The organism is Arthrobacter hankyongi (assembly GCF_022012395.1).
Lineage (GTDB): Bacteria > Actinomycetota > Actinomycetes > Actinomycetales > Micrococcaceae > Crystallibacter > Crystallibacter hankyongi.
The window spans coordinates 62,408-88,932 of the sequence record NZ_JAKLTQ010000021.1; the positions used below are offsets into that span (position 1 = coordinate 62,408).

20 protein-coding genes are annotated in these 26,525 nt (G+C 69.2%); 11 read left to right on the forward strand and 9 right to left on the reverse strand.

Annotated features, from left to right (window positions below; genetic code table 11):
- Positions 1-44 precede the first annotated feature (44 nt).
- Positions 45-1,640: a cytochrome ubiquinol oxidase subunit I gene (locus tag LVY72_RS20070; RefSeq protein ID WP_237825820.1), complete on the reverse strand. Its 1,596-nt coding sequence runs from the start codon at positions 1,638-1,640 to the stop codon at positions 45-47.
- Positions 1,641-1,846: 206 nt separating this feature from the next.
- On the opposite strand from LVY72_RS20070, the gene LVY72_RS20075 reads away from it, so the two are divergent.
- Genes LVY72_RS20075 through rlmC form a run of 3 tightly spaced genes read left to right on the forward strand, consistent with a single transcriptional unit; the run spans position 1,847 to position 4,372 of the window.
- Complete coding sequence (locus LVY72_RS20075) at positions 1,847-2,233, forward strand: BlaI/MecI/CopY family transcriptional regulator (protein WP_237825821.1); 387 nt, start codon at positions 1,847-1,849, stop codon at positions 2,231-2,233.
- Between the two features lie 7 nt (positions 2,234-2,240).
- The gene (locus tag LVY72_RS20080) at positions 2,241-3,200 is read left to right on the forward strand and encodes a M56 family metallopeptidase (protein ID WP_237825822.1); all 960 of its coding nucleotides are present in this window, start codon (positions 2,241-2,243) and stop codon (positions 3,198-3,200) included.
- A gap of 47 nt (positions 3,201-3,247) precedes the next feature.
- Positions 3,248-4,372 (forward strand): 23S rRNA (uracil(747)-C(5))-methyltransferase RlmC, encoded by a 1,125-nt coding sequence (gene rlmC, locus LVY72_RS20085; protein ID WP_237825823.1) that lies wholly within the window; start codon positions 3,248-3,250, stop codon positions 4,370-4,372.
- 129 nt (positions 4,373-4,501) lie between these two features.
- On the opposite strand, the gene LVY72_RS20090 is transcribed toward rlmC, so the two are convergent.
- The gene (locus tag LVY72_RS20090; protein WP_237825825.1) at positions 4,502-6,613 is read right to left on the reverse strand and encodes a DNA gyrase/topoisomerase IV subunit B; all 2,112 of its coding nucleotides are present in this window, start codon (positions 6,611-6,613) and stop codon (positions 4,502-4,504) included.
- A gap of 257 nt (positions 6,614-6,870) precedes the next feature.
- Between LVY72_RS20090 and LVY72_RS20095 the strand changes: the two genes are divergently transcribed.
- The gene (locus tag LVY72_RS20095; RefSeq protein WP_237825827.1) at positions 6,871-7,089 is read left to right on the forward strand and encodes a DUF7455 domain-containing protein; all 219 of its coding nucleotides are present in this window, start codon (positions 6,871-6,873) and stop codon (positions 7,087-7,089) included.
- 228 nt (positions 7,090-7,317) lie between these two features.
- On the opposite strand, the gene LVY72_RS20100 is transcribed toward LVY72_RS20095, so the two are convergent.
- From LVY72_RS20100 to LVY72_RS20120, 5 genes are all read right to left on the reverse strand, one after another.
- On the reverse strand, positions 7,318-8,637 hold the full coding sequence (locus LVY72_RS20100) for an RNA polymerase sigma factor (protein ID WP_237825828.1): 1,320 nt from the start codon (positions 8,635-8,637) through the stop codon (positions 7,318-7,320).
- A 243-nt stretch (positions 8,638-8,880) separates the two neighbouring features.
- A complete protein-coding gene (locus LVY72_RS20105; protein ID WP_237825829.1) occupies positions 8,881-9,543 on the reverse strand; it encodes a pentapeptide repeat-containing protein in 663 nt (220 codons plus the stop codon).
- A 54-nt stretch (positions 9,544-9,597) separates the two neighbouring features.
- Entirely contained in the window at positions 9,598-10,830 is a 1,233-nt protein-coding gene (locus LVY72_RS20110; RefSeq protein ID WP_237825830.1) for a DUF4192 family protein, read from the reverse strand.
- Between the two features lie 92 nt (positions 10,831-10,922).
- Complete coding sequence (locus LVY72_RS20115) at positions 10,923-12,296, reverse strand: MFS transporter (RefSeq protein WP_237825831.1); 1,374 nt, start codon at positions 12,294-12,296, stop codon at positions 10,923-10,925.
- A gap of 52 nt (positions 12,297-12,348) precedes the next feature.
- Positions 12,349-13,281, reverse strand: a complete 933-nt coding sequence (locus LVY72_RS20120) for a proteasome assembly chaperone family protein (protein WP_237825832.1) — start codon at positions 13,279-13,281, stop codon at positions 12,349-12,351.
- Between the two features lie 245 nt (positions 13,282-13,526).
- Between LVY72_RS20120 and LVY72_RS20125 the strand changes: the two genes are divergently transcribed.
- The 5 genes from LVY72_RS20125 to LVY72_RS20145 all read left to right on the forward strand — a co-directional run bounded on the left by LVY72_RS20125 (position 13,527) and on the right by LVY72_RS20145 (position 19,625).
- Entirely contained in the window at positions 13,527-15,050 is a 1,524-nt protein-coding gene (locus LVY72_RS20125) for a leucyl aminopeptidase (protein ID WP_237825834.1), read from the forward strand.
- Between the two features lie 231 nt (positions 15,051-15,281).
- Positions 15,282-16,664: a dihydrolipoyl dehydrogenase gene (lpdA, locus tag LVY72_RS20130; RefSeq protein WP_237825836.1), complete on the forward strand. Its 1,383-nt coding sequence runs from the start codon at positions 15,282-15,284 to the stop codon at positions 16,662-16,664.
- Between the two features lie 114 nt (positions 16,665-16,778).
- Positions 16,779-18,533: a 2-oxoglutarate dehydrogenase, E2 component, dihydrolipoamide succinyltransferase gene (gene sucB, locus LVY72_RS20135; RefSeq protein WP_237825838.1), complete on the forward strand. Its 1,755-nt coding sequence runs from the start codon at positions 16,779-16,781 to the stop codon at positions 18,531-18,533.
- Positions 18,534-18,685: 152 nt separating this feature from the next.
- On the forward strand, positions 18,686-19,039 hold the full coding sequence (locus LVY72_RS20140) for a hypothetical protein (protein ID WP_237825840.1): 354 nt from the start codon (positions 18,686-18,688) through the stop codon (positions 19,037-19,039).
- Positions 19,040-19,193: 154 nt separating this feature from the next.
- Positions 19,194-19,625, forward strand: a complete 432-nt coding sequence (locus tag LVY72_RS20145) for an OsmC family protein (RefSeq protein ID WP_237825842.1) — start codon at positions 19,194-19,196, stop codon at positions 19,623-19,625.
- 77 nt (positions 19,626-19,702) lie between these two features.
- Here LVY72_RS20145 and LVY72_RS20150 read toward each other — a convergent pair whose 3' ends face one another.
- Positions 19,703-23,200 carry a S41 family peptidase gene (locus LVY72_RS20150; protein WP_237825850.1) on the reverse strand — a complete coding sequence of 1,166 codons (3,498 nt, stop codon included), beginning with the start codon at positions 23,198-23,200 and terminating at the stop codon, positions 19,703-19,705.
- A 75-nt stretch (positions 23,201-23,275) separates the two neighbouring features.
- Between LVY72_RS20150 and LVY72_RS20155 the strand changes: the two genes are divergently transcribed.
- Positions 23,276-24,166, forward strand: a complete 891-nt coding sequence (locus LVY72_RS20155) for a TIGR01777 family oxidoreductase (protein WP_237825852.1) — start codon at positions 23,276-23,278, stop codon at positions 24,164-24,166.
- Positions 24,167-24,189: 23 nt separating this feature from the next.
- Here LVY72_RS20155 and LVY72_RS20160 read toward each other — a convergent pair whose 3' ends face one another.
- Positions 24,190-25,743: a protein kinase domain-containing protein gene (locus LVY72_RS20160; RefSeq protein WP_237825855.1), complete on the reverse strand. Its 1,554-nt coding sequence runs from the start codon at positions 25,741-25,743 to the stop codon at positions 24,190-24,192.
- A gap of 127 nt (positions 25,744-25,870) precedes the next feature.
- Between LVY72_RS20160 and lipB the strand changes: the two genes are divergently transcribed.
- Positions 25,871-26,525, forward strand: a 655-nt coding sequence (lipB, locus tag LVY72_RS20165; protein WP_237825856.1) for a lipoyl(octanoyl) transferase LipB, incomplete at its 3' end; no start/stop codon positions are given.

Below are 26,525 nucleotides of genomic sequence, written 5' to 3' on the forward strand. Positions count from 1 at the left end.
GTTGTTCCGGGGCGGATGCGGGCAGCGTCGGGGCCGGGCCGGCCTCAGTAGGCGAAAGCGAGCACATCGCCGTCGTCCTTCCCGCCGGTGCCGCCGTCGCTGTCCCGGTCTTCACTGTCCTCACGGTCCCGGTGCAGCAGCTCCGGCATCGCCGACGGCACGCCACCGCGGCAGTAGACGGCCAGCAGCCGCACCTCCACCACCAGCAGCGTCAGGTAGACCAGGGTGAACGCGCTGACCGAAAAGACCAGCTCGCCCAGCGAAACCCCCGGGGACACCGCGGCGGCGGTGAACATAAACACGTTGTCGATTCCGCTGAAGTCCGGATTCGGTGCCACCACGAACGGCTGGCGGCCCATTTCGGTGAAGATCCAGCCGGCCGAGTTCGCTCCGAACGGAGCGAGGATCCCGAACACGGCCAGCCGCATCAGCCACTTCGATTCGGGCACCGTGCCCTTGCGCACCAGCCACAGAGCCACCGCTGCCGCGGCGGCCGCGAGCATGCCGAAGGTGATCATGATCCGGAAGCCCCAGTAAGTCACCGCCATGACCGGCACGTACTGGACCGGCTGTCCGGCGCGCTCGCCGTAGGCGGGGTCGTCCGGCAGGACGGATCCGTACTTCTGCTGGTATTCCGGAATGAGCGTATTGACGCCCTTGACGTCGGTGTGGAAGTCGCCGTTGGCGAGGAACGACAGCAGGCCGGGCAGTTCGACGACGGCCTTGACGTCGTCGCAGTTGCGCGAGCCGATGTCGCCGATGGAGAGCACCGAGAAACCGGTGCCGTCGTGGCAGGCGGCTTCGGCCGCGGCCATCTTCATCGGCTGCTGCTGGAACATCAGCTTGGCCTGCAGGTCGCCGGTGAGCGAGACCCCGGCGAAGGAGATCAGCGCGACGACGGCGCCGATCCGCAGCGACTGCAGCCAGACTTTGTGGTCCGTGCGGTCCCGGCCGATGGCCGGGTTCGAGCCGACGACCACCTTGCCGGCGGCATCCACGGTGTCGATGCCGTCGCGGCGCCGCTTGTACAGGTGGTACCAGGCGATGCCGAGCAGGAAGCCGCCGGCCACCGAGAAGGCGCCGAAGAGGGTGTGCGGGAAGGCCACCAGCAGGGTGTTGTTCGTCAGCACCGCCCAGACATCGGTCATCACCGCCCTACCGTCGACCAGCTCCACGCCCACCGGGTGCTGCATCCACGAGTTGGCCGCGAGGATGAAGTAGGCCGAGGCGAGCGAGGCCAGGGTCGCGGCCCAGATGCTCAGCAGGTGCACGGGCTTGGGCAGCCGCTTCCAGCCGAAGATCCACAGGCCCAGGAAGATGGATTCGGTGAAGAAGGCCAGCAGGGACTCCATCGCCAGCGGGGCGCCGAAGACATCGCCGACGAAGCGGCTGTATTCGCTCCAGGCCATGCCGAACTGGAATTCCTGGACCAGGCCGGTGGCCACGCCCATGATGAAGTTGATCAGGAACAGCTTGCCCCAGAACTTGGTCATGCGCAGGTACTGTTCGCGCCCGGTGACGAACCACATCGTCTGCAGCGAGGCCACGACAAGCCCTAGTCCAATGGTCAGCGGCACCATCAGGAAGTGGTACACGGTGGTGATGCCGAACTGCCACCGAGCAATCTCGAGAGCTTCCACTCAACTGCCCTTCAGTCGGGCCGTCCGGAACGGTACGGCCACCCCAATCCGATTTCTACAGCATGTAGAAACATTTACTTCTACGTACTGTAGAACAATTTCCCCGGAGGCTGTAAATTGGATAGTGACGGCGGGGCCAGGGGTAGGTGCCGCCGTTGAGCCACGCAATAATGCAAACAAGCACTTGGGGTAGACGGAGGAAATACATGGCCACTCTCGGCGAACTGGAGCGCGCAGTCATGGAGTTGCTGTGGACCCAGATCGACACCGCCACTGCAGAGGATGCCGCGATCACGGCAAACACCCTGCGTGACCGGCTGGCCCGCAGCGGCAACTCCGCCGACGGCAAGGAACTGGCGGTCACCACCGTGCTCACGGTGCTCTCCCGCCTGGAAAAGAAGGGCCTGGTCCGCCGCGAGCGCGACATCCGCCCGCACCGCTACCGGGCTGTGACCAGCCGCGAGGAACACACGGTCGAACTGATGCATGAGGTGCTGGGCGCCGCCCCGGACCGCGAGGCCGTGCTGGCCCGCTTCATCGGCACCGTCACCGAGCAGGAAGCCGAGACACTGCGCAAGCTCCTCGCCGGCTAGCCTCCGGATGTTCTGGGCCTCCTACCTGTTGGCCGCACTGGCCGTCATCCTGGCCTGGCCGGTGCCGGTCATGCTCTCCAAGGCCCGGTGGACCGCGCGCGCCCCCGGGGCGGCGCTGCTGCTCTGGCAGGCGATCGCGCTGGCCGGCGGGCTGTCCATGATCGGGGCCATGCTGACCTGGGGGCTGGTCCCGCTCGGGGACAACCTGCTGGCAGGCCTGCGCGGCCTGGCCGCGCTGATATTCGACAACAACCCCGCCGATAGCGGGCTGGATCCCGTCCACGTGTTCGCGCTCAGCGCCGCCCTGCTGCTGACCGTCCACCTGGTCTTCACCCTGCTGCTGACCTACCTGCGCATCCGCAAGCAGCGCAACCGGCACCGGGACCTGCTCAACCTGCTCAGCTCACCCGCAGAGCATTCCCCGGCCACCTTGGTGATCAGCCATCCGGCGCCCGTAGCCTATTGCCTGCCCGGCGGCGAGGGGTCGGTGACGGTGCTCTCCGAGGGCCTGCTCGAGCTGCTCTCGCCGGCGGAACTGGACGCGGTCATGACGCACGAGCGTGCGCATCTGGCCCAGCGCCACGACCTGCTGCTGCTGGCCTTCGCCGCCTGGCGGACCGCGCTGCCGTGGCTGCCCACTTCCCAGCTCGCCCAGCGCGCGGTCAGCGAGCTGACCGAAATGCTGGCCGACGACGCCGCCCTGCACACCGCCCGGCGGGAGACCCTGATCCGCGCCATCGCCGTCGTCGCCTCCGGCGAGCGGCCCGCCGGAACCGCCGATCCCGCGGGCGCGGGCCTGCCCGGCGGCGCGGAAAGCGACGCGCTGAGCACCGCCCACCGGCTGCGCCGCCTGCTCACGCCGCAGCCGGCACTGTCCACTGCCGCTCAATATTTGGTGGCGCTCGTCGCTCTGCTGCTGCTCTCGGTGCCCACCATCCTGCTCATCGCCCCCGGCCTGGCCGGCTAAGGCCCGCCCGCGGCAGCGCGGTGACGGCCCGGTAGAATTGACCGGTCATGCAATGTTCCTATTTCGATGCCGGCCGCTGCCGCTCCTGCACACTGCTCGACCGTCCCTATCCTGAGCAGCTGGCCGGGAAAGAGCTGCACTGCCGCACGCTGCTGGCCGGCTACCCGGACCTGCAGTGGCTGCCGCCGGCTGCCAGCCGCGAGGCGGGCTTCCGCAACAAGGCCAAGATGGTGGTCGGCGGCACCAGCCGGAACCCGACCATCGGCATTCTCGATGACCAGGGCCGGGGCGTGGACCTCAGCGGCTGCGGCCTGTGCGCGCCGGGGCTGCAGGCCGTCTTCCCGGTACTGGCTGCGTTCATCCGGCAGGCCCGGCTCACGCCCTACGACGTCCCGCGGCGCAGCGGCGAGCTCAAGTACCTGATCGTGACCGAATCGCCGGATGGCGAACTGATGCTGCGCCTGGTGCTGCGCTCCGAGCAGCTCGTTGGGCGCATCCGCGGCCACCTGCCTGCACTGCTGCAGGCGCTGCCGCAGCTGAAGGTGGTCTCGGTCAACCTGCATCCCGAGCACAAGGCAGTGGTCGAAGGCGAGCGCGAAATCCTGCTCACCGAACAATCCACGCTGCGGATGGGACTCAACGGACTGGACCTGCATCTGCGCCCGCAGAGCTTTTTCCAGACCAACACCGCCATTGCTGCCGAGCTCTACCGCCAGGGGCGGGCGTGGGTCGAGGAGCTCGCGCCGTCGTCGGTCTGGGACCTGTACTGCGGGGTGGGCGGCTTCGCCCTGCACTGCGCTGCCGGGTCGCGGGACGTCGTCGGCATCGAAACCAGCCCGGAGGCCGTGGCCAGCGCCGAACTGAGCAGCCGGGAGGCAGGCTTGGACCGGGTACGTTTCCAGACCGGCGACGCCACCGCGTTCGCCCTGGCGGCGGAGGCGGAACCGGACCTGGTGATCGTCAATCCGCCGCGGCGGGGCATCGGCCGCGAGCTGAGCGGCTGGCTGGAGTCCTCCTCCGTGCAGCACGTGGTCTATTCCAGCTGCAACGCGGTGTCCCTGGCCCGCGATCTGGCAGCCATGCCCTCATTCACCGCGCAGCGCGCCCGGGTGCTGGACATGTTCCCGCAGTCCGCACACTACGAGGTCATGGTCCTGCTCGAACGCACCTGACCGGGCCCGCCCGCGCCCAACCACCCCATCCAGCCTCCCCACCCACCCCGCATCGACTCGACAAATAACGCCCTTCCCAGTGGTGAAAAGGGAGTTATCGGTCCAGTCGATCGGGGTGGGGTGGGGGCGTCAGGCGTCGATCCGCTCCCGGTCCAGCATGGCGGCGCCGGCGATGATGAACTCCTTGCGCGGGGCCACGTCCGACCCCATCAACAGGTCGAAGGCACGCTCGGCAGCCTCGGCATCCTCGATCCGCACCCGGCGCAGTGTCCGGTGGCGCGGTTCCATGGTCGTCTCCGCCAGCTGGTCCGCGTCCATCTCGCCCAGGCCCTTGTAACGCTGGATCGGTTCCTTGTACCTGCGCCCGTCCTTTTCGAGCGTGGCCAGCAGCTGCACCAGTTCGGCGTCGGAATAGGTATAGATCATCTCGTTGGCCTTGGCACCGGGATTGATCACTTCCACCCGGTGCAGCGGCGGAACGGCAGCGTACACCCGGCCGGCCTCGACCATCGGACGCATGTAGCGGAAGAACAGCGTCAGCAGCAGCGTGCGGATGTGCGCGCCGTCGACGTCGGCGTCCGTCATCAGGATCACCTTGCCGTAACGGGCCGCGTCCAGCTGGAAGCTGCGCCCCGACCCGGCCCCGACCACCTGGATCAGCGCGGCGCACTCGGCATTGGAGAGCATGTCCCCCACCGATGCCTTCTGCACGTTGAGGATCTTGCCGCGGATCGGCAACAGGGCCTGGTTCTCCGAGGACCGGGCCAGCCGTGCGGTGCCGAGCGCGCTGTCGCCCTCGACGATGAACAGCTCGGAACGTCCCACCTCGTTGGTGCGGCAGTCCAGCAGCTTGGCCGGCATGGTCGAGGTTTCCAGCGCGTTCTTCCGGCGCTGCGTCTCCTTGTGCACGCGGGCGGAGATGCGGGACTTCATCTCGTTGACGACCTTCTCCAGCAGCAGCGCGGACTGGGCCTTGTCCGAGCGCGCCGTGGAGTTCAGCTTCGCGGTGATCTCCTTCTCCACCACGCGGGAGACGATGGCGCGGACCGCGGAGGTCCCGAGGATCTCCTTGGTCTGGCCCTCGAACTGCGGCTCGGCCAGGCGCACCGTGAGCACGGCGGTCAGCCCCGCGAACACATCGTCCTTCTCGATCTTGTCGTTGCCTGCCTTCAGCTTGCGGGCATTGGCCTCGATGACCTTGCGGAACGTCTTCAGCAGCGCCTGTTCGAAGCCGCTCTGGTGCGTGCCGCCCTTGGGCGTGGCGATGATGTTCACGAAGCTGCGCACGTTGGTGTCATAGCCCACGCCCCATCGCAGCGCCACGTCGACCTCGCAGTCGCGCTCCACCTCGGCAATCCGGCTGTGGCCCTTCTCGTCCAGCACCGGCACGGTCTCCTTGAACTTGCCCGCACCGTGCAGGCGCCAGACATCGGTGACCGCGCTGTCCGCGGCGAGGAATTCGACGAACTCGGAGATCCCGCCGTCGTGGTGGAAGACCTCCTCCACCGGCCCCTCTTCGCCGGCGGTTCCGGGCAGCCGCCGCTCGTCCCGCAGCGTCAGGCGCAGGCCCGGCACCAGGAAGGACGTCTGCCGTGCGCGGGCCTGCAGTTCCTCGTAGGAAAACTTGGCATCCTGGGTGAAGATCTGCCGGTCCGCCCAGTACCGGATCCGCGTCCCGGTCACCCCGCGCTTGGCGGTTCCGACGACGGCGAGCCGCGAGCTGTCCACGAACGGCTCGAAGGACGACTCCGGGCTGAGGTTCTTGCCGGGATCGGCGAAGTTGCCCGGCTCGCCGCGCCGGAAGCTCATCTGGTAGGTCTTCCCGCCGCGGTCCACCTGTACGTCAAGCCTGGCCGAGAGCGCGTTGACCACGCTGGCGCCCACGCCGTGCAGACCGCCGGAGGCCGTGTAGGAGCCGCCGCCGAATTTGCCGCCGGCGTGCAGTTTGGTAAAGACCACCTCGACGCCGCTCAGCCCGGTCTTCGGCTCGACGTCGACGGGAATGCCGCGGCCGTCGTCGTGGATCTCCACCGAGCCGTCCGGGTGCAGGATGATCTTGATGTTCTGCCCGAAGCCGGCCAGGGCCTCATCGACCGAGTTGTCGATGATTTCCCACAGGCAGTGCATCAGGCCGCGCGAATCCGTGGACCCGATGTACATGCCGGGCCGTTTGCGCACGGCCTCCAGGCCTTCCAGAACGGACAGGTGCCGGGCAGTGTAGTCGGAACTCGGTGGCGTCACGGGTAAAGCTGCTCCTTATAGCGGGTGTGGGGACCGCAATGGCAGGCCCCGGGGCGGCGTGCTGAAACGGACAGCAGGCCACTACTAGGCTAGTCCCCCTTGCCGCGCCCGGATGCACAGGCGGTCCAGCGCGTCGGTCACAGTTCCGCGGCCCGGGGCTGACGGCGAATACGCGTAGAGCGAAAGTGGGGCCGTTCCCGTGAAGGTTTCCGGCCTCCGGGTGGTTATATAGGCATACGCACTTGAAGGAGGTCGTCATGACAACAGCAGTAGCCACCCGCGAACTAAGCGCTATGGACCGTTGCGACCGCTGTGGAGCCCAGGCCTACGTCCGCGTTGTGCTGGGCTCCGGGGAACTGCTCTTCTGCGGCCACCACGCCCGCCAGCACGAAGCGCAGCTGCGCCCAATTGCCGCCGAATGGCAGGACGAGACCGGCCGGCTGCAGGAGAAGAGCCCGGCGCTGGCCGACGACTAGGGTCCGGGGGCTTCCGCCCCACCCTGCGGACGATCGCCGCGGGATAGCCAAATAACAAGCCTGTGAAGGAGGGGACCGGAGATCCGGTCCCCTCCTTCACACGTGTTCCGGGCACGCACCTGTCCTCCGGGACCACCGGCAGCAAAAAGGCGGTGCCCCTTCCTCCCAGCGGGGAAAGGGGCACCGCCTTGTCCAAGGTGCGGCCGGCTACCGGAGCCGCTGGCCTGCCTAGTCCAGGTAGTCCCGGAGCACCTGCGACCGCGAAGGGTGGCGCAGCTTGGACATGGTCTTGGATTCGATCTGGCGGATGCGTTCGCGGGTCACGCCGTAGACCTTGCCGATTTCGTCTAAAGTCTTCGGCTGTCCGTCGGTCAGCCCGAAGCGCATGGCCACCACCCCGGCCTCGCGTTCGGAGAGGGTGTCCAGCACCGAGTGCAGCTGCTCCTGCAGCAGGGTGAAGCTGACCGCGTCCGCCGGGACAACAGCCTCCGAGTCCTCGATCAGATCACCGAACTCGGAATCACCGTCTTCGCCCAGCGGAGTGTGCAGCGAAATCGGCTCGCGGCCGTACTTCTGGACCTCGACAACCTTCTCGGGAGTCATGTCCAGCTCCAGGGCCAGCTCCTCCGGGGTGGGCTCGCGGCCCAGGTCCTGGAGCATCTGGCGCTGGACGCGGGCCAGCTTGTTGATGACCTCGACCATGTGCACCGGGATGCGGATGGTGCGGGCCTGGTCCGCCATGGCGCGGGTGATGGCCTGGCGGATCCACCAGGTGGCGTAGGTGGAGAACTTGAAGCCCTTGGTGTAGTCAAACTTTTCGACCGCGCGGATCAGGCCCAGGTTGCCTTCCTGGATCAGGTCCAGGAAGAGCATGCCGCGGCCGGTGTACCGCTTGGCCAGCGAGACGACCAGGCGCAGGTTGGCCTCGAGCAGGTGGTTCTTGGCCCGCTTGCCCTCGTGGACGATCTGCTCCAGGTCCCGGCGCATCCGGGTTTCCATGCTGCCGTCGTCCTTGGCCAGCTTCTCCTCGGCGAACAGGCCGGCCTCGATCTTCAGGGCCAGGTCCACTTCCTGCTCGGCGTTGAGCAGCGCGACCTTGCCGATCTGCTTCAGGTAGTCCTTGACCGGGTCCGCGGTAGCACCGGCCGAGACGACCTGCTGGGCGGGAGCGTCGTCGTCGCTGGCATCGGAGTAGACGAAGCCGGTGCCGGTCTCGGAAGCCTTCTTGGCCGGGGTCTCCTCCTCGGTGTCCTCGGCTACCTCGACTTCCTCGACTTCGCTCAGATCCGGCTCTGCGTCCAGATTCTCGTCCTCGAGCTCATCGGCTTCCTCTTCGGTTTCGGCAGCCTTGGACGAGCCCTTCTTGGCGGCGGCGGCACCAGGCTTGCGCCCGCGGCGCTTGGGAGCCTCCTCCGGTCCAGCGGCCGCACGGCCCTTGGCTCCGGACCGGGCGGTCTGCTTGGCGCCCGCGGTCTGGGTCGACGACGTTGTCGCAGAGGTTGCAGTCTCCTCAGCAGGAGCTGCTGCAGTCTTCTTGTCGGGTGACACAGAGAACCTTTCATACGGCGTTCTGTGGAGCTACCTGCGGGTAACACCACTATGACCCTGTCAAGTCCGTGTTTGATTCAAAATCGTTCCGCGGACGCAGGGTCTGCAATGCAGAACCTGTGCCGCGGTACAGGTATTCCCGTATCCGTGAAGATTGGGGAAATACTATCTGAAACACGAACCCGACCGGGTCTCGGTTCCCATTGTCTCACGATTTCCTGCCCCCGGTGAATGGCCCCGGGGCTAGTCCAGCACCCGCAGCCCGGCCGCGCGTGCCAGCACCGGTGCCGCCAGGGCGAGCTGGACGGCGGATATGGTGGCGCCGCGGGCCGTGGCAAGACCCTCCACGGCCTCGAAATCCAATCCCCGCAGGTCCAGGTCCGCCCCGCTGCAGCCGCTCAGCTCCGCCTCGCCGGCCCGGCAGGAGCGAAAGCCAACCCTGGCCGGGACCGCGCCGGCCAGGTCCAGGGACTCGAAGGTGCAGTCGAGGAATTCGACGTCGGTCAGCGTGGCCGCACGGAAATTCGCGTGCCCGAACCTGACGCCGGCGAATCGGACGCTGTCGAGGGTGGCCCCGGCAAAATCCAACGACCCGATCCTGCCCTGGGTGATCTCCGCCCGGCGCCAGCGCGAGGACGGGGCGGTCCAGGAGATAGCGTCCGGACCGGCCACCGCGACGTCGACGAACGCCGCAGGCGCGGTCACCAGGGTCCCGACGCTGAGGTGCTCGATGCTGCATTCATAGAACGCGCACCGCGTGGCGTCGAGAAACGTACCGCTAATGCCCCCGAACCGCACGGCCTCGTACTCCTGCCTCGGTTCGGGGTTCCCCAGGGCGTCCGCCAGATCCGGCAGTTCCGGGATTCCTATCCGGGGCGCCGCCGGTTCCGAAGATGATGCAGGCATGGCTCCAGTATGCTGCACGCCGCCGGAGGCTCCCGCCCGACACGGCCGGCAGCATCAGGCCGCCCGCGGGCCGGTGCCCGGCCAGGCCGTGGCCGGATCGAAGGACCATTCGGGCAGGATTCCGGTGGCCAGCAGGCCCTCGACCAGCACGGCGAGCCGGTAGCCGGCGGATTCGGCCAGCACGGCGTTGATCATCGACTGCGCCCTCGATCCGCGTGCCCGTGCCCACTCGAGCCAGGCGAGCACGGTTCCACAGGCGGCCCGTGGCGAGTCCTCGGCGGCGGCGTAGAGGGTGCCGAGCAACCTGGCCGCCGTATCCACCCGGGGCCAGTCCGGGGGCGAGGCGCTGCCGCCGGACAGGATCCGGGCAAAGTCCCGGCCATAGGCCTGCCGGGACCGGGCCGGCTCCCACGGCGGCAGCCCGGACGGCGCCTCGCCGGGAAAGTCCCCGCCGGGTCCGGGCGCCGTGAGCAGGCCGCAGCTGAGGGCGCCGCCGTAGGCCGCATCCTGCCCCAAGCAGATCTGTGCCACCAGTGCATCGCGGACGGAGGTGCAGCCCAGGCTGGCCAGCAGGAAGGCCGCCAGCTCCTGGCCCGGCAGGCCGGGGCCGGTGATGGCTCCTTCCCAACAGGACAAGGTCCGCCGGAAGGTTTCAGGATGCGTCCAGCATCGGGAAAAAGCCCCGCCAAACCTCGCCGCCGCAGCCCGCAGCCGGTCCACGTCCCAGCCCGGTGCCGGCTCCGGCAGGCAGAGCGCCGCCTCCGGAGAGGCGGCCACCTTGCTGCCGCGATAGACCAGCTCGGCATTGAGCACGCTGTCGGCGATCCGCTCGATGCTATGGCCCGGGTCCGGGCAGCACGCAGGGTCGGTGCAGTACAGCCCGCGCCAGTGCCGCCGCCCCACCACCCAGCCGTCCCGGACCGGAAGGCCGGCAGCGGCCAGTGCCGCGCACAGCGGGCGGGCCAGGGCCGCGTAGGCCGGAGGCCTGCTGTCCCAACCGTGCGCCGTGTAGATCACCAGCAATGATGCATCCGCGGCCCGGTGCCTGCGCAGGTAGCCGACCGCGGCGTCCGCGAATGCGGCAAGCCCGGCGGCGTCCCGGCACTGCGGCAGGTCCAGGCGGAGGGTGGCGCCAAGCTGCCGGCCGCTCAGCGAGAGCAGCACTGCGCTTTCCTCCGGGACAAAGCCCAGGGCATGGGGCACGTAGCCGAGGATGTCCCGGGCCTGCCTGGCCTTGAACGGGACCGGTGGCGGAGCGGGGGCCGGCTCAAGCGGTGTGGTGTCCATGCACCGAGTCTGGCCGCGGCCACCGGGCCGGGACAGGCCGCCGGGCCTTGCTGTGCACTGTTCCGGTCCCGCATCCGGCTGTGGAGGACCAGTCAGCCGCGTCCGGCCTGGTCCCCCGCATCATTGGTATGGCTGTGCGGCCCGGTGCCGGGTTCCACCCGTGCAGTGCGCCTGCGCTGCAGCACGGCCCGCCACAGCGGCTGCACGACCACACCCTGCACGGCCATCTCGTCCCGGACCTGCCGCCGTGTGGCCAGCAGCGCCACGGCACCGCCGGCGAGGAAGATGAACTGCAGGCACAGGGCCAGCTTGAAAGCCTGCAGGTCATACAGGTTTCCGCCCGAGAAACCGCTGGATTTGAGCGCGTCCAGGATCACGCCGATCCCGAACATCACCAGCAGTGCGGAAACGAAACCACCGACGTTGACGATGCCGGTGGCCGTGCCCACCCGGCTGACCGGATTGAAGGTGCGCGCGAAGTCGAAGGCGATCATCGAGCCCGGACCGCCGACCGCGAGCACCATCACCAGTACCACCAGCAGCCACAGCGGAGCCCGGCCCGGATACAGGATCACGGCCAGCCACACCGCGGCCGTGGCGGCAGTAATGAGCAGCACCATGCTGGACCGGCGCATCGGATGGCGCGAGACGAAGGTACCCACGAACGGCCCGCACACCAGCGCCACCAGTACAAAGAGCGTCATCAGCGCCGAGGCCATGGCCGGGTCCAGGCCCTGAGCCGAGGCCAGGAACGGATACCCCCAGGCCAGGACGAAGACATTGCCCGCGAACTGGACGGTGAAGTGGGACCACAGCCCCAGCCGGGTGCCGGCCTGCTGCCAGGCTCCCGAAAGGGACTGGCCGGTCTGCCGCAGCGTCGGCGGCACCGGCCGGACAACACCGGCGGGAACATCCCGGATGACGATCCCGGCCAGCACCGCCGCCAGTATGGACAGGGCGGCGGCGGAAAGGAAGGCGCTCGTCCAGCCCTTCAGGTGCAGCACCGCGACGAACGGCACCGCACTGAGGATCTGGCCCAGCATCCCGAAGATGCCCGTCAGCTGCGTCAGCAGCGGAATCCGCAGCGGCCGGAACCAGGTGGGCAGCAGGCGCATGACGGAGACGAAGGTCATCGCATCGCCTGCCCCGACGAGCAGACGCCCGACGAGGCCTTCGGGCACCGAGGCGGCGAAAGCCAGCTGCGCCTGGCCCAGGCACATCAGCACCGCCCCGCCGGTAATCATGAAGCGCGATCCGAACCGGTCAACGAGCACGCCCACGGGAATCTGCAGGCCGGCATAGACCAGCAGCTGGACCACGGTGAAGGCCGACAGCGCGGCGGCGGAGGCATCGAACCGCTCGGTGGCTGCCAGACCGGCCACACCGAAGGAGGTCCGCTGCGTGATGGCCACCAGGTACGCGAAGACTGCGATTCCCCAAATCCACCATGCGCGCCGCGTATCCATAGGCTCCATTATCGGCAGCGGTGGCCGCCGAACGGAAAACGGCCGGATCGGGCTAGGTTCCGGGCCCGTCTTCCGGATGCAGCGGCTGGGCGGCCAGGAAAGCCTCGACGGCAGCGCTGATCTCGTCCGCGTCCGGCAGTTGGTCGTTTTCCTTGGTCAGCAGGGAACGGCGGGAGGTCGTCTCCGCATGCTCGTCGTAGCGCTGTTCCAGCTTGCCCACGATCCGGGCCACTTCCGCCGAATCCCTGACCTGTTCGGCAATCTGGACGCCGACGTCGCGGCCGGCTTCGCGCAGCCGGTCGGTGGGCAGCACCAGCGACATCGCCGCGCCAAGGTATTCCAGCGCCGCCACGGCCGCCTGCGGGTACACCGAGTCCGCCAGGTAGTGCGGCACGTGCATCGAATAGCCGACGACGTCGCGTCCGGCCTCCGCCAGCCGCAGTTCGAGCAGGGGCGCGATGGCTGCCTGCAGTTCCGCCGTCGGCTGCCAGGTGGTGATCCCCTCGATCAGGTCACGCCGGTTGCCGTGCGCGGTGACACCGATCGGGCGGGTATGCGGCACCGGCAGCGGCAGGGACTGTGTCCAGGCCACCAGGCGCACGTCCAGCCGCTCCACCAGGCGCAGCACCGCACGGCAGAACCGCTCCCACTGGTAGTCCGGCTCCACTCCGGTCAACAGCAGGAAGGGCCTGCCCAGGCCGTCCCGGAGCCGGTACAAGTCGATCTCCGGGGCCTGGTAGTCCCCGAAATGGTCCCCGGCGAAAGCGATCCGCGGTCGGTTGCCGCGGTAGTCGACCAGCTGGTCCGTGTCGAAGCGTGCCACCCGGTCCGCGTCCAGCTGGTCCAGCAGCTCGCTGCGGATCTGCGACACCACATGGCCGGCCTCGGCGACGCCGGTGAACCCCATGATCATGTCCAGGCCGCGCAGCTCGTCCGCGTCGATGAGCTCCGGGTTGGTACTGACCAGCGATAGGGGGTCCAGCATCACTTTCTCCATTCCGGCAGCCGGGACGGCCCGGACCCTGGATCCGGGCGCTCGCCGGCCGCGATGACGATTTCTGTTCCCGCATAGCGCCCGGGGGTCCGAAATAATTCCGAAGCATCTTCGTCGGCACTACTGTAGACAACATTATTGGACGGCTGTTGCCGCGGTAATTATTGGACGGCTGTTGCCGGGGTATGTATCGGACGGCTGCCGCCCCGGACGGAACGAAGTGAGGACAGATCTGCGTGGCCATAACCCCTGAGCTCAAAATCAGCGCCGCTGCCAAGGACAGGAAGGTCCGGTCGGATGCGCTGGTCGTCGGTGTCGCGGAGGGAGCCAACGGACCTGTCCTGCTCGACAGTCCGCTGGCGGCCGGCTCCGCCAAGGCGCTGAACGACTCGCTCGGCGCCCTGGGCATCACCGGCGCCCGCGATGAAGTACGCCGGCTCCCGGGTCTGCCCGAGATGAATGCCGACGTGTTGGTCCTCACCGGACTGGGCAAGGCCGCCGCCAACGGGTCCGCCGCTGCGGAAGACCTGCGCCGCGCCGCCGGCTCGGCCGTGCGCCAGCTGGCCGGACTCGGCAAGGTCACCCTGGCCCTGCCGGCGGCCACCGTCGATGCGGCGGCCGCCGTGGCCGAAGGCGCGGCCCTGGGCGCCTACGCCTACACCGAACACCGCAGCCGCCCCGGCGCCAAGGACCGCCCCGTGGTCGCGGAAGTCACCGTCCTGACCCCGGCGGCGGCGGAAAAGTCCCTGCCGGCCGCCCTGGACCGGGCCCGGCTGATCGGACGGGCCGTCAATGCCACCCGTACGCTGGTCAACCGTCCGCCCAGCCATCTGTATCCGGAGTCCTTCGCGGAGGCTGCGAAGGAACTGGCCGGCAGCCTGCCGGTCAAGCTCACGGTGCTGGACGAAAAGCGCCTGGCAGCCGACGGCTACGGCGGCCTGGTCGGCGTCGGCAAGGGATCCACCCGGCCGCCGCGGCTGGTCAAGCTCGAGTACTCCCCCACCCGGCCCAAGGCCAAGCTCGCCTTCGTCGGCAAGGGCATCACCTTCGATTCAGGCGGCCTGTCGCTGAAGCCGCCGACCGGCATGGTCACCATGAAGTCCGACATGGCCGGCGCCGCCGTCGTGCTGAACACGATCCTGGCGATCGCCGAACTAGGCCTGCCGGTCAAGGCCACCGGCTGGCTGTGCCTGGCCGAGAACATGCCCTCCGGCACGGCCCAGCGCCCCTCCGATGTGCTGACCGTCTACGGCGGCAAAACCGTGGAGGTGCTCAACACCGACGCCGAGGGCCGGCTCGTGATGGCCGACGGTCTGGCCGCGGCCAGCGAAGAGGCACCGGACGTGCTGATTGACGTCGCCACCTTGACCGGCGCCCAGATGGTGGCCTTGGGCAGCCGGATGGGCGCGGTGATGGGCGACGACGGCGTGCGGGATGCGGTCAAGGCCGCCGCGGACCGCGCCGGCGAACTGTTCTGGCCGATGCCGCTGCCGGAGGAGCTGCGCCCGAGCCTGGACTCCCAGGTGGCGGATCTGGCCAACATGGGCGAAAAGTTCGGCGGCATGATGACCGCCGCCGTGTTCCTGCGCGAGTTCGTGGGCGAAGTCCGCGGCGAACGGATTCCCTGGGCCCATCTGGACATTGCCGGACCGGCCTTCAACGAGGGCCAGGCCTACGGCTACACCCCCAAGGACGGCACCGGCATGGCGGTCCGGACGCTGCTGGCCTATGCCGAGGACGTGGCCGCCCGGGCCCGCTAGGTGCGCCCGCCCGTCCCCGCCGCAGGTGCAGGCGTGGGGCCCGGGAGCCACCCGGCTCCGCGGCAGTCCGCCGGCAGCGTGAAACCGGGCACATCCGCTCCCGAGGGGCCTTAACCAAGTGGATGATGGTGGAAGGGTGGGGCTAAGGTGATCAGTTAGCACCAGAAGATCTCTTCTGCCCAACAGGCGGCGTGCGAGAGGCACGTCCTGATTACGCGAGGGAGCGTCCAAGTGGCCGATTCGGCAACTGCGCAAGAATTCGACATCCTGGTACTCGGCGGCGGCAGCGGTGGATACGCTGCAGCCCTGCGTGCCGTGCAGCTGGGCTTTACCGTGGGCCTGGTCGAGAAGGGCAAGCTGGGCGGCACCTGCCTGCACAACGGCTGTATTCCCACCAAGGCACTGCTGCACTCGGCCGAACTGGCCGACCACGCGCGTGACTCCGCCAAATACGGTGTCAACGTCACGCTGGACTCGATCGACATGAATGCGGTCAAGGCCTACAAGGACGGCATCGTCGCCGGAAAGTTCAAGGGCCTGTCCGGCCTGATCAAAGCCAAGGGCATCACCGTCATCGAGGGTGAAGGCAAGCTGGTCGGCCAGGACACCATCGAGGTCAACGGCACCGCTTACAAGGGCAAGAACATCATCCTGGCCACCGGCTCCTACTCCAAGACGCTGCCGGGTCTGGAAATCGGCGGCCGGGTCATCACCTCCGATGCCGCACTGGAGATGACCGAGCTGCCCAAGAGCGCCATCATCCTCGGCGGCGGCGTCATCGGCGTCGAGTTCGCCTCCGTTTGGAAGTCCTTCGGCGTGGACGTGACCATCGTCGAGGGCCTGCCCTCGCTGGTTCCGAACGAGGACCCGGCCATCATCAAGAACCTCGAGCGTGCCTTCAAGAAGCGCGGCATCAAGTTCAACACCGGCGTCTTCTTCCAGAAGGTCGAGCAGTCCGACTCCGGCGTCGTCGTCACCCTGGCCGACGGCAAGACCTTCGAGGCCGACCTGCTGCTGGTGGCCGTGGGCCGCGGCCCGGTCACCGCCGGGCTGGGCTTCGAGGAAGCCGGCGTCACCGTCGACCGCGGCTTCGTCATCACCAACGAGCGCTGCCACACCGGCGTGGGCAACATCTACGCCGTGGGCGACATCGTCCCGGGCGTGCAGCTGGCGCACCGCGGCTTCCAGCAGGGCATCTTCGTCGCCGACGAAATCGCCGGCCAGAACCCGAAGGTGATCGAAGACATCAACATCCCCAAGGTTACCTACTGCGAGCCCGAGATCGCCTCGGTGGGCCTGAACCAGCCCCAGGCCGAGGAGAAGTTCGGCAAGGAAAACGTGGAGACCGCCGAGTACAATCTGGCCGGCAACGGCAAGAGCTCGATTCTGGGCACCAGCGGCATCATCAAGATGGTCCGCCAGAAGGACGGCCCCATCGTCGGCATGCACATGATCGGCGGCCGCATCGGCGAGCAGATCGGCGAGGCGCAGCTGATCGTCAGCTGGGAAGCCTACCCGGAAGACGTCGCCGCCCTGATCCACGCGCACCCGACGCAGAACGAAGCCCTCGGCGAGGCCGCCATGGCCCTCGCCGGCCGCCCGCTGCACGGCTAGCATCCGATCCCCGCCTGTTGCGCCCGTCCCGTCCCGGGCCGGGCGCAACAGGCCCAAAAGATTCCGCAGCCGCGCGCTGCTTGGAGAACACACGAAAAGGAGAACGGGGACGAAATGTCTGAAACCGTGAACTTGCCCGCCCTCGGTGAGAGCGTCACCGAAGGTACCGTTACCCGCTGGCTGAAGCAGGTCGGTGACCGGGTGGCAGTAGACGAACCGCTGCTGGAGGTATCGACCGACAAGGTCGACACGGAAATCCCGTCCCCGGTTGCCGGCGTGATCGAGGAAATCCTGGTCGCGGAGGACGAGACTGCCGACGTCGGAGCCCCGCTGGTCCGGATCGGCACCGGTGACAGCGCCGCACCGGCCCCGCAGGCTGCCCCCGCCGCAGAGGCGGCCCCCACTGCACCGGCCCCGGCCGAGGAAGCCCCGGCGGCCCCGGCGGCCGCAGCGCCCGCCGCAGAGGCTCCGGCCGCACCGGCCCCGCAGGCACGCGCAGCCCAAGGCACCGAGGTCACCCTGCCGGCCCTGGGCGAGAGCGTCACCGAAGGCACCGTCACCCGCTGGCTGAAGCAGGTCGGGGAGGAAGTTGCCGTGGACGAGCCCCTGCTGGAGGTCTCCACGGACAAGGTCGATACCGAGATCCCGTCCCCCGTTGCCGGCACCGTGCTGGAGATCCGTGTCCAGGAAGACGAGACGGCCGAGGTCGGCTCCGTCCTGGCCGTGGTCGGCTCCGGTGCCGCACCGGCGGCGGCCCCCACCGCCCCCGCCGCACCGGCACAGGCCGAACCGGTAGCCGCCGCGCCGTCGGAAGAGCGCGAAGCACCTGTGCAGCAGCCGGCCGCGGCACCGGCCCCGGCCGCCGCACCGGCACCCGCAGCCCCGGCTCCGGCTCCGGCCGCAGCCCCCGTGGCTGCCGCCTCTTCCGCCGCCGCACCGGCCGAGTCGGCCGAAGCCGGCTACGTCACCCCACTGGTGCGCAAGCTGGCCAACCAGCACGGCGTCGATCTGGCCACGCTGGCCGGCACCGGCGTCGGCGGACGCATCCGCAAGCAGGACGTCCTGGACGCCGCGGCCAAGGCAACCGCTGCGGCGGCCCCCGCCGCAGCGCCGTCGGCCGGTGCCCCCGCCGTGGTGGAGCACGGCAAGCGCGGCACCGTGGAGAAGGCCTCGCGCATCCGCCAGGTTATCGCCCGCCGCATGCGCGAGTCCCTGGACATCTCCACCCAGCTGACCCAGGTCATCGAGGTGGACATGACCCGGGTCGCCAAGCTGCGGACGGCCGCCAAGGACAAGTTCCTGGCCCAGAACGGCGTCAAGCTGACCTTCCTGCCCTTCTTTGCCAAGGCCGTGGCCGAGGCGCTGAAGCAGCACCCGAAGCTGAACGCGTCCTACGACGAGTCCACGCAAGAAATCACGTACCACAACGCCGAGCACCTGGCGATTGCGGTGGACACCGACAAGGGCCTGCTGGTCCCGGTGATCAGCGATGCCGGCAACCTGAACCTGGCTGGCCTCGCCGCCCGGATCGCGGACGTCGCCGCGCGCACGCGCAGCAACAAGATCGCCCCGGACGAGCTCTCGGGCGGCACGTTCAGCATCACCAACATCGGCAGCGTCGGCGCCCTGTTCGACACTCCGATCATCAACCAGCCGCAGGTGGGCATCCTGGGCACCGGCGCCATCGTCAAGCGGCCCGTGGTGGTCACCAACGAGGACGGCGACGACACGATCGCCATCCGCTCGATGGTCTACCTGTCGCTGACCTACGACCACCGTCTGGTCGATGGTGCGGATGCCGGACGCTTCCTGCAGACGCTGAAGGCACGGCTGGAAGAAGGCGCCTTCGAGGCGGACCTCGGCCTCTGACCGGCCGCGGGTACGGCGGCGGGCGGACACCTCGGGTGCCCGCCCGCCGTTGCTGTTTCCGGCCGAAACACTACTACGTGTTGTAGAAAAGTTACCCGTGCTCCCGTCGGGACGGCCCGGGACGGCGGGGCCGAGTCGATAGGATCAAGCGTATGGAATTCTTTCGGTACGTGCTTCTTTTCTTCCACATCCTCGGCGTGGCCGCCATCGTCGGCGTGTGGTTCGCCAACTTCCGCAAGCCCAGTGTGAGTCCTTGGCAGTTCCACGGCGCCTGGGTCCAGCTGGTGACGGGCCTGCTGCTGGTCGGGATTATCGAGATGGGCGATCTGGGCCAGGTCAACAACATCAAGATCGCCGTCAAGCTGATCATCGCCCTGATCGTGTTCATCGCCGCCTTCATCGGCTACCGAAAGCAGAAGAAGGGCGAGCCGGTCAGCACCGGGCTGGCCCACGCCGTCGGCGGCATGGCGCTGATCAACGTTGCCGTCGCCACCCTCTGGCACTAATCCTCCGGGAACCCAGCGGCCGGCTTCCCGCCAGGGAGGCCGGCCGCTGGGCGTCCGGTGGCCAGCACGCCGGAGCCCGCCTAGGATGAACCCGGAGGCCCCGGCACCGCCGGGTACCCGCAACCATCACATTCCCTGCACCAAAGGAGTACGCATGGCCACCACACGCTCGGCCCACACCGTCTGGAAGGGCGACCTGTTCACCGGCAGCGGCCAGACCACACTGGACACCTCCGGCCTCGGTACCTACGACGTGACTTGGAAGGCCCGCGCGGAGCAGGCCGAGGGCAAGACCAGCCCCGAGGAACTGATCGGCGCCGCGCATTCGGCCTGCTACTCCATGGCCTTCAGCAACATGCTCAAGGATGCCGGCCACGTCGCGGACACCATCGAGACCCGCGCCGAGGTGGACTTCGTGCCGGGCCAGGGCATTACCGAGATCCGGCTCAACGTCAACGCTTCGGTCCCCGGTATCGGCGAGGAGGACTTCCAGCGCCTGGCCGAGGATGCCAAGAAGGGCTGCCCGGTTTCCCAGGCCCTGGCCTCGGTCCCGAGCATCACCCTGCAGGCCACGCTGAACAGCTGACGGCCTGCACGGCTTAAGAGTGCGGCAGCTGCCGGGGCCCGTCCCGCGGGCCCCGGCAGCTGCCGTTTAACCTTCGGTTATGCTCCGGCCTGCCCGGTCCGCTGCAGGCCGGACGCCTGCGGCCGCTCCGGCAAAGGTGCCGGCCGCAGCGAGGGATGGCCGGCCAGCCGCGGCGGACGGTCCGTAGGCAGCTCCTGGAGCATTTCCTTCAGGATGCCGACGCCGTGCTCCAGCTGGGGGTCCGCACCGGCTGCGTAGGCGTGGGGCGGAAAGGGCACCTCGATGTCCGGCTCCACGCCGTAGTTCTCCACGGACCAGCCGATCCCCCGGGTAAACCAGAAGGCATACCGGGGCTGCGTCACCGATGTTCCGTCCGCCAGCTTGAACTTGTTGTCGATACCGACCACGCCTCCCCAGGTGCGCACGCCGATCACCGGCCCGATCCCGCGCAGCTTGCAGACCTGGGTGATAATGTCCCCGTCGGAGCCGGCATATTCGTCCGTCAGGACGACGATGGGCCCGCGCGGTGCGTGGGCCGGGTACGTTCCGGGCTGTTCGCCGCGGGCCAGGTTCCAGGCGGTGACCTTCCGGCCGATCAGCTCCGCGACCAGCTGCGAGGTGTGGCCGCCACGGTTGCGCCGGACGTCGACGATGAGCGCGTCCTTGGTGGTTTCGACGTCCAGGTCCCGGTGCAGCTGGGACCAGCCCCGGGCGACCATGTCCGGAATATGCAGGTAGCCGAACCTGTCCTCGGACGCGGTGCGCACCGCCCGGCGGTTGACCGCGACCCAGTTCTGGTAGCGCAGCCGCTCTTCATCGGCGATCGGCACCACCGCGATCCGGCGCTGCAGGCCCTGTTGCTCGCCCGGCCCGTTGATGATGGTCAGCTCCACGGTCCGGCCGGCGGCGCCGACCAGCAGCGGCCCGGGACCTGCGGCCGGATCCACCGGCAGCCCGTCGACGGCGGCGATGATGTCCCCGGCGCGCACCGCAGCGCCCGGCGCGGCCAGCGGCGAACGGGCCAGCGGATCCGAAGACTCCCCGGGCAGGATCTTCCGCACCGCCCAGCCTTCCGCAGTGCGTTCCAGGTCCGCGCCCAGCAGCCCCTGCCTGCCGGCACCCGGCTCGACGTCGGCGGACGGCGTGACGTAGGCGTGGGACGTGCCCAGCTCCCCGTGCACTTCCCAAAGCAGGTCCACCAGATCGTCGTGCGAGCCCAGCCGCTGCACCAGCGGCCGGTACCGCCGGCGGACGCCTTCCCAGTCCAGCCCGGCCATGTCCGGATCCCAGTAGAAGTCCCGCTGCAGGCGCCAGGTTTCGTCGAAAGCCTGTTCCCAGACCTTCAGCGGATCCAGCATCACCCGGATCCGGCCCAGGTCCACCGCGACGCTGTCGGGCGAATCGTCCTCGGCCTTTCCGCCGACAGGGATGGAACGCATCTGCTGCTTGTTGATATGGACCAGGCGCTTGCCGTCCCCGGACACCTCGTAGGAGGTCAGCGCGGGCACCAGGATGGACACCTCGCGACGGGTGAGGTCGAACCGCTCCAGTCGGAACGGCTGGGCCGGATCCTCGGCACTGGCACGGCCTTCGCCGGTGACCCCGGCCGTGTCTGCCGCCAGCCACAGCAGCGCCCCGTCCACCGCCCGGAGCCGGCTGTAGCGGCCCTGCGGGACGGGAACCGGGATGATCCGCTCGACGATCCGCTCAGCGTCCACGACGACGTCCGGCGCCGCACCGCCGGCGTCCCCGCCGTCGCCCGCGCCAATGGCCGTGCCACTGGCCGCGGCCGGTGCCGTGCCGTGCACGGCCGGGCCGAACGGCGACGGCGTGCCGGCCGCCAGCGCCACCAGGAACGGCTTGGTGGACTGCGGGAAGCTCAGATCGAAACGGTGCGTGTCATAGACCGGGTCGAAGCTGCGGTCGGACAGGAAGGCAACGAACTTCCCGTCCGGGGTGAAGGCCGGACCATGGTCGCGGAAGCGGCCGTCCGTCAGGTCCACGGCACCGTTCCCGCCCGACACCGGAGCCAGGCGCAGCCGGGTGCGGGTCCCCTCGGTGGTGACAGGTTCGGCCCACAGCACCCAGCGCGAATCCGGGGAGACTGCCAGCTCCTCGATGGCTCCGTGGTCCGTGGCAGCGATTTGGGTCAGCTTGCCGGTCCCGGCGGCCACGACGAAAACCTGGCCGAACTCGGTGGCGACGGCGGCGAACGTGCCATCCGGGCTGGGGCAGATCGCGCTGGCGCGGGTGGCGGCGGGAAAGTCCACCCGCCGCAGCGGGGCGGTGCCGGACGGCTCGGCTTCCCGCGCGTCCCCGGTGCTGTCGGCGGCAGGTTCCTGACCGGCGGCCTTCGCTACGGGACGGGCCGGCACGCCGTCGGCCGCCACGACGGCGGTCGCGGACACCGGCCGCGGCAGGCCGCCGTCGCCGGCCGGTTCGATTGCAGGCCGGGTCGGGCCCGGGGCGGCTGGCAGCCAGCCGAGCGCGTCGAAGACATTGCGGATATACAGCGCTTCCTCGCCGCCGTGGTCCGCAACGTAAACGACCTTGTCCGCCCCCAGCGGCCTGGCCAGCCGTGCCCGCACGCCGGGGGTGGATTCCACCGAGCGGGAGGGCCCGTCCCGATGGGTCAGCCAATGCACGGTGCCATGGGTTTCGACGACGGAGGCGGTGCCATCGTCATTCGGGACCGCCGCGGCCAGGTGCCGGGCGGCGTTCAGCGGCGCCGGCCGCCGGGCCGTGGAGGCCGAACCGAGGGTGAGCTCCAGCGGCCGAGGCTCGGCGTCGAGGTCCTCGAGCAGCCACAGCTGACCGGCCGACTCGAAGACCACACGGCGGCCGTCGCTGGCAGCATGGCGGACGTAGAAGTCCTCATGGTCCGAATGGCGGCGCAGGCCGCTGCCGTCCGGGGCCACCGAGTAGAGGTTTCCGTAGCCTTCGTGGTCGCTCAGGAAGCCGATCCGCCCGTCGATCCACATCGGATCGGTGAGGTTTCCGGCCAGCTCCGGGACCAGCCGCTCGAAATCCCCCGAGCCGTCCCGGTCCAGCCACAGCTTGCCCGCAGTTCCGCCCCGGTAGCGTTTCCACCAGGCCGGTTCGCGGGAGAACACGCTGCCGATGGCCACCGGGCGCTCGTCCCCCACGGTCGGGCCGAAGGCGATCGTATCCACCGGACCGAACGGCAGCACGCGGGCCGGTGAACCGTCCAGCGGGACCGCATGCGCCCAGGTGTGGCGGGATTCCTCACGCTGGAACGCGCTGGTGACCATCACCTCGCCGGCCGGGGTAAATCCTTTCACCCGCGTGGACGGGTGGCCGAAGTACGTCAGCCTGCGGAAACCGCCGCCGTCGACGGCCGCCGTCACGGCTTCGGGAGCACTGCCTTGCACCACGCTCCAAACCAGGTTCCGCCCGTCCGGGGAGAACCTCGGATTTCGTACCGGCAGTTGCAGCGAGGAAATCCGCCAGGCCCGGCCGCCGGCCAGCGGCGCCACCCAGACGTCGTCCTCGGCAACAAACGTGAGCAGGTCCTCATGCAAATGCGGATAGCGGAAGTAGCTCGAAAAGGTCATGGATCGATCTTAGCCACGCCCCGGCAGTCGACGGCCTCTGTTCCCTCGCTGCGCGTTGCATGGTGGGATGGTGCCATGAAGATCCTCATCGCCGGCGCCTCCGGGCTGATCGGCAGCGCCTTGTCCCAACTGCTGCGCTCCCGCGGCCACGACGTCGCCCGGCTGGTCCGGCGTCCGGCACGGGCCGCCGGCGAGTATGCCTGGGACCCGGCGGCCGGCATCCTGGACCCGCAGGCGGTGAGCGGCCAGGACGCTGTGGTCAACCTCTCCGGCTCCGCATTGAGACTGCGGCCATGGACCCGGTCCTTCAAGGAGAACCTGGCCTCCTCCCGGATCGCGAGCACGCGGACGCTGGCCACAGCCATTGCCGCCGCCGAACAGCCGCCCGGCGTCTTTGTCAGCCAGTCCGGTTCCGCGTACTACGGCAACCGCGGCGATGAATTGCTCACCGAAGAGTCCTCCACTGGAGACATCTTCATGGCGGACGTCTGCCGGAAATGGGAGCAGGCGGCCCTTGGTGCTCCCTGCCGGACCATCATCACCCGCACCGGGATAGTCATGACTCCGCGTGCCGGTGCCCTGCCGCGGCTGCTGGTCCCGCTCCGGCTCGGCGTCGGCGGCCCGCTGGGCAGCGGCAAGCAGTGGTGGCCATGGATCACGCTGGAGGATGAAGCCGCGGCGCTGGCGTTCCTGCTGGAATCCGACCTGTCCGGCCCGGTCAACCTGTGCGCCCCGGAACCGGCGACGGCCGGGGACCTGATTGCGGCGCTGGCCGAGGAACTGGGCAAACCGGCCCGGTTCCGCGTGCCGGAGCAGCTGCTGAAGGCCGTGCTGGGCGATCTGGCGACGAACATGGTCCTGGTCAGCGACCGGATGCTGCCGCGGCGGCTGGAGGAGGCCGGGTTCGCATTCGGCCAACCCACGGTGCGGGAGATGGCCCGCTGGGTGGCGCAGCAACTCCACTGACCTCCGGCTGCTCATCCGGCCGCTCAACCCTCCGGCGCCAGGATTTCGCTGATCCGCCACCGTCCACCCTCCTGCTCCAGCCGGAACCGCAGCCGCTGCGTCTTCGCGCCGGCCACCTCGCGGACGAGGCCCGCCGTCCGGCTGTACTGCCGGAACCCGGAGGTGGTCACCACAGCCGACACAACGGCCTCGGCGCCGGCTTCCGCCGCCAGCTCCGGTTCCGCCACGGTGGCCTCCAGGCCGGCGAACCAGTGGTCCTGCTCCCGCAGGGTGCCGATAATCTTCCGGTCCGCTGCCATGGCGGCAGAACCGTGTGCGTTGACGTCCGCAAGCAGCGCCGGGTTGCGGGTCCGCAGGGCTTCGGTGCGCAGCCAGGCCAGACCAGGCAGCGCCGCCATCGGATCCCCGGAACCGAGCGCAGCCGTGATCCGTCCCGGCACCGGCCGCTGGGTGGGCGGAGCCGCTGGGGCGGAGGCGGCAGCCGCCGGAGCCACCGCGGCAGCCCTGCCCTGCGGAACCGGCGGGCCGGCCAGCATCCCCGCCAAGGCGATGACGAGTCCAAGCGCGGCGGTCAGGGCCGTACCGGCCAGCAGCAGCCGGGCCGGATCCAGCCGCCGCAGGAATCCCGGCCGGGCGGTCCCGGCCCGTACCCGGCGCCCGGTCCGAGCCTGCCGCCGGGGCGGCGGCCGCCGGGTCAGCAGCTGCGGCACCACGCTGGGATGGACCGCCGCAGCCAGGTCCAGCGGCTCGGCGGCAGCGGCCTGGTAGGCCCGCCGGGCAAAGTCCGCGGCGGACGGGCGCCGGACCGGATCCTCGTCCAGTCCTTCCTCCAGCAGTTGGACCAGTTCGGCCGGCACCGCAGGACTCAATAGGTTCAGCGGCGGCCTGGCCTCGGCCGCCGCCGGGACCCGTCCGGTCAGCGCGAACCAGCCCAACGCGGACAGCGCGTAGACGTCCGTCTCCGGTCCGGAGGATTCGGCCGCGGGCGGCCCGAACCCGGGCGTGGCGGCCTGACCGGCCGGCGCCGTGCCGGCCACCCAGGCGCCGCCCAGGTCTGCCAGCAACGGCTTGCCCGCAGCGGTGAAGAGCACGTTGCCCGGCGCGAGATCCCCGTGGATGACGCCTTGGCCGTGCAGGAAGGCCAGCACCTGCCCCAGCGGCGTCAGGACCGTGACCGCCTCACCGGCCGAAAGCGGACCGCGGGCCGCCAGCAGGGCGGCCAGCGAGCCGCCGGCCGCAAAGGTCAGCAGCAGGCCCGGACCCAGACTGGTGGCCACGCGGCGGTAGGCCCGCACCAGATGCTCGTGCTCGACGCCTGCCAGCAGCCCCAGTTCCCGGGCCGGGCTGCCGGCATCGGCCGCACCCGTGCTGGACCCATCCAGACTGGCCGCAGCTGGAGCGGGCGGAAAGACCTTCAGGGCGTACTCCGTGCCGTCGGCGGCCACCGCCAGCCAGACCGACGCCGTCGCTCCACTGCCCAGCCAGCGCACGATCTGCAGGCCTTCGACCACAGGACGCGGCGGTTCCGGGCCATCCGGTGCACCCGCGGACCGGGACCAGGACTGTTCGGTGTTCATGGACCTTTGTTCTACACCGGCTGCGGCCGCGGCGCAGAAGTTATCCACAGGCCGGCGGAAGAGTGCGGTTGTACACATTCGCCGGCTCGAATGGAGACGGCGGGATGCCGAGGCGTAGGCTTGGCGCATGACTCTTGAGTTTTCCCGGGTTGGATTTGCCCCCGATTACGTCGACTATGAGGAGGCATGGGCCCTGCAGCGCCGCATCCACGAGGACGTGGTGGCCGGCATGGCACCCAGCACGGTCCTGCTGCTCGAACACGCGTCGGTCTACACGGCCGGCAAGCGGACCGAGGACCACGAACGTCCGCTGGACGGCACACCCGTCGTCGATGTGGACCGCGGTGGCAAGTTGACGTGGCACGGACCGGGCCAGCTCGTCGGCTATCCGATTGTCGCGCTGCCGGACCCCACCCGCGTTGCCGACTACGTGGACATCCTCGAACAGGTGCTGATCAACGTTCTGGCCGACTACGGCATCACAGCCACCCGGATCGAAGGCCGGGCCGGCGTCTGGATCGAGGCCGACGCCAAGGGCCCGGACCGCAAGATCGCCGCCATCGGCATCCGGGTGAAGAAGCGTGTGACCATGCACGGCTTCGCCCTGAACTGCAGCAACGATCTGTCCCCCTACTCCCAAATCATCGCCTGCGGCATCACCGATGCCGGCACCACCACCATCGAGGCCGAGACCGGCACCACGGTACGGCCTGAGGCCATCGCCGACCGGGTGGAAGAAGAACTACGCAAATTCGAGGACCGCCTGGCCAAGGCAGCCCCCA

Bases quoted from the DNA above. Each gene is read 5' to 3' on its own strand.
- LVY72_RS20075 (WP_237825821.1), top strand. From the start codon at position 1,847: ATGGCCACTCTCGGCGAACTGGAGCGCGCAGTCATGGAGTTGCTGTGG.
- LVY72_RS20080 (WP_237825822.1), top strand. From the start codon at position 2,241: ATGTTCTGGGCCTCCTACCTGTTGGCCGCACTGGCCGTCATCCTGGCC.
- rlmC (WP_237825823.1), top strand. From the start codon at position 3,248: ATGCAATGTTCCTATTTCGATGCCGGCCGCTGCCGCTCCTGCACACTG.
- LVY72_RS20095 (WP_237825827.1), top strand. From the start codon at position 6,871: ATGACAACAGCAGTAGCCACCCGCGAACTAAGCGCTATGGACCGTTGC.
- LVY72_RS20105 (WP_237825829.1), bottom strand. From the start codon at position 9,543: ATGCCTGCATCATCTTCGGAACCGGCGGCGCCCCGGATAGGAATCCCG.
- LVY72_RS20110 (WP_237825830.1), bottom strand. From the start codon at position 10,830: ATGGACACCACACCGCTTGAGCCGGCCCCCGCTCCGCCACCGGTCCCG.
- LVY72_RS20115 (WP_237825831.1), bottom strand. From the start codon at position 12,296: ATGGATACGCGGCGCGCATGGTGGATTTGGGGAATCGCAGTCTTCGCG.
- LVY72_RS20120 (WP_237825832.1), bottom strand. From the start codon at position 13,281: ATGCTGGACCCCCTATCGCTGGTCAGTACCAACCCGGAGCTCATCGAC.
- sucB (WP_237825838.1), top strand. From the start codon at position 16,779: ATGTCTGAAACCGTGAACTTGCCCGCCCTCGGTGAGAGCGTCACCGAA.
- LVY72_RS20140 (WP_237825840.1), top strand. From the start codon at position 18,686: ATGGAATTCTTTCGGTACGTGCTTCTTTTCTTCCACATCCTCGGCGTG.
- LVY72_RS20145 (WP_237825842.1), top strand. From the start codon at position 19,194: ATGGCCACCACACGCTCGGCCCACACCGTCTGGAAGGGCGACCTGTTC.
- LVY72_RS20150 (WP_237825850.1), bottom strand. From the start codon at position 23,200: ATGACCTTTTCGAGCTACTTCCGCTATCCGCATTTGCATGAGGACCTG.
- LVY72_RS20155 (WP_237825852.1), top strand. From the start codon at position 23,276: ATGAAGATCCTCATCGCCGGCGCCTCCGGGCTGATCGGCAGCGCCTTG.
- LVY72_RS20160 (WP_237825855.1), bottom strand. From the start codon at position 25,743: ATGAACACCGAACAGTCCTGGTCCCGGTCCGCGGGTGCACCGGATGGC.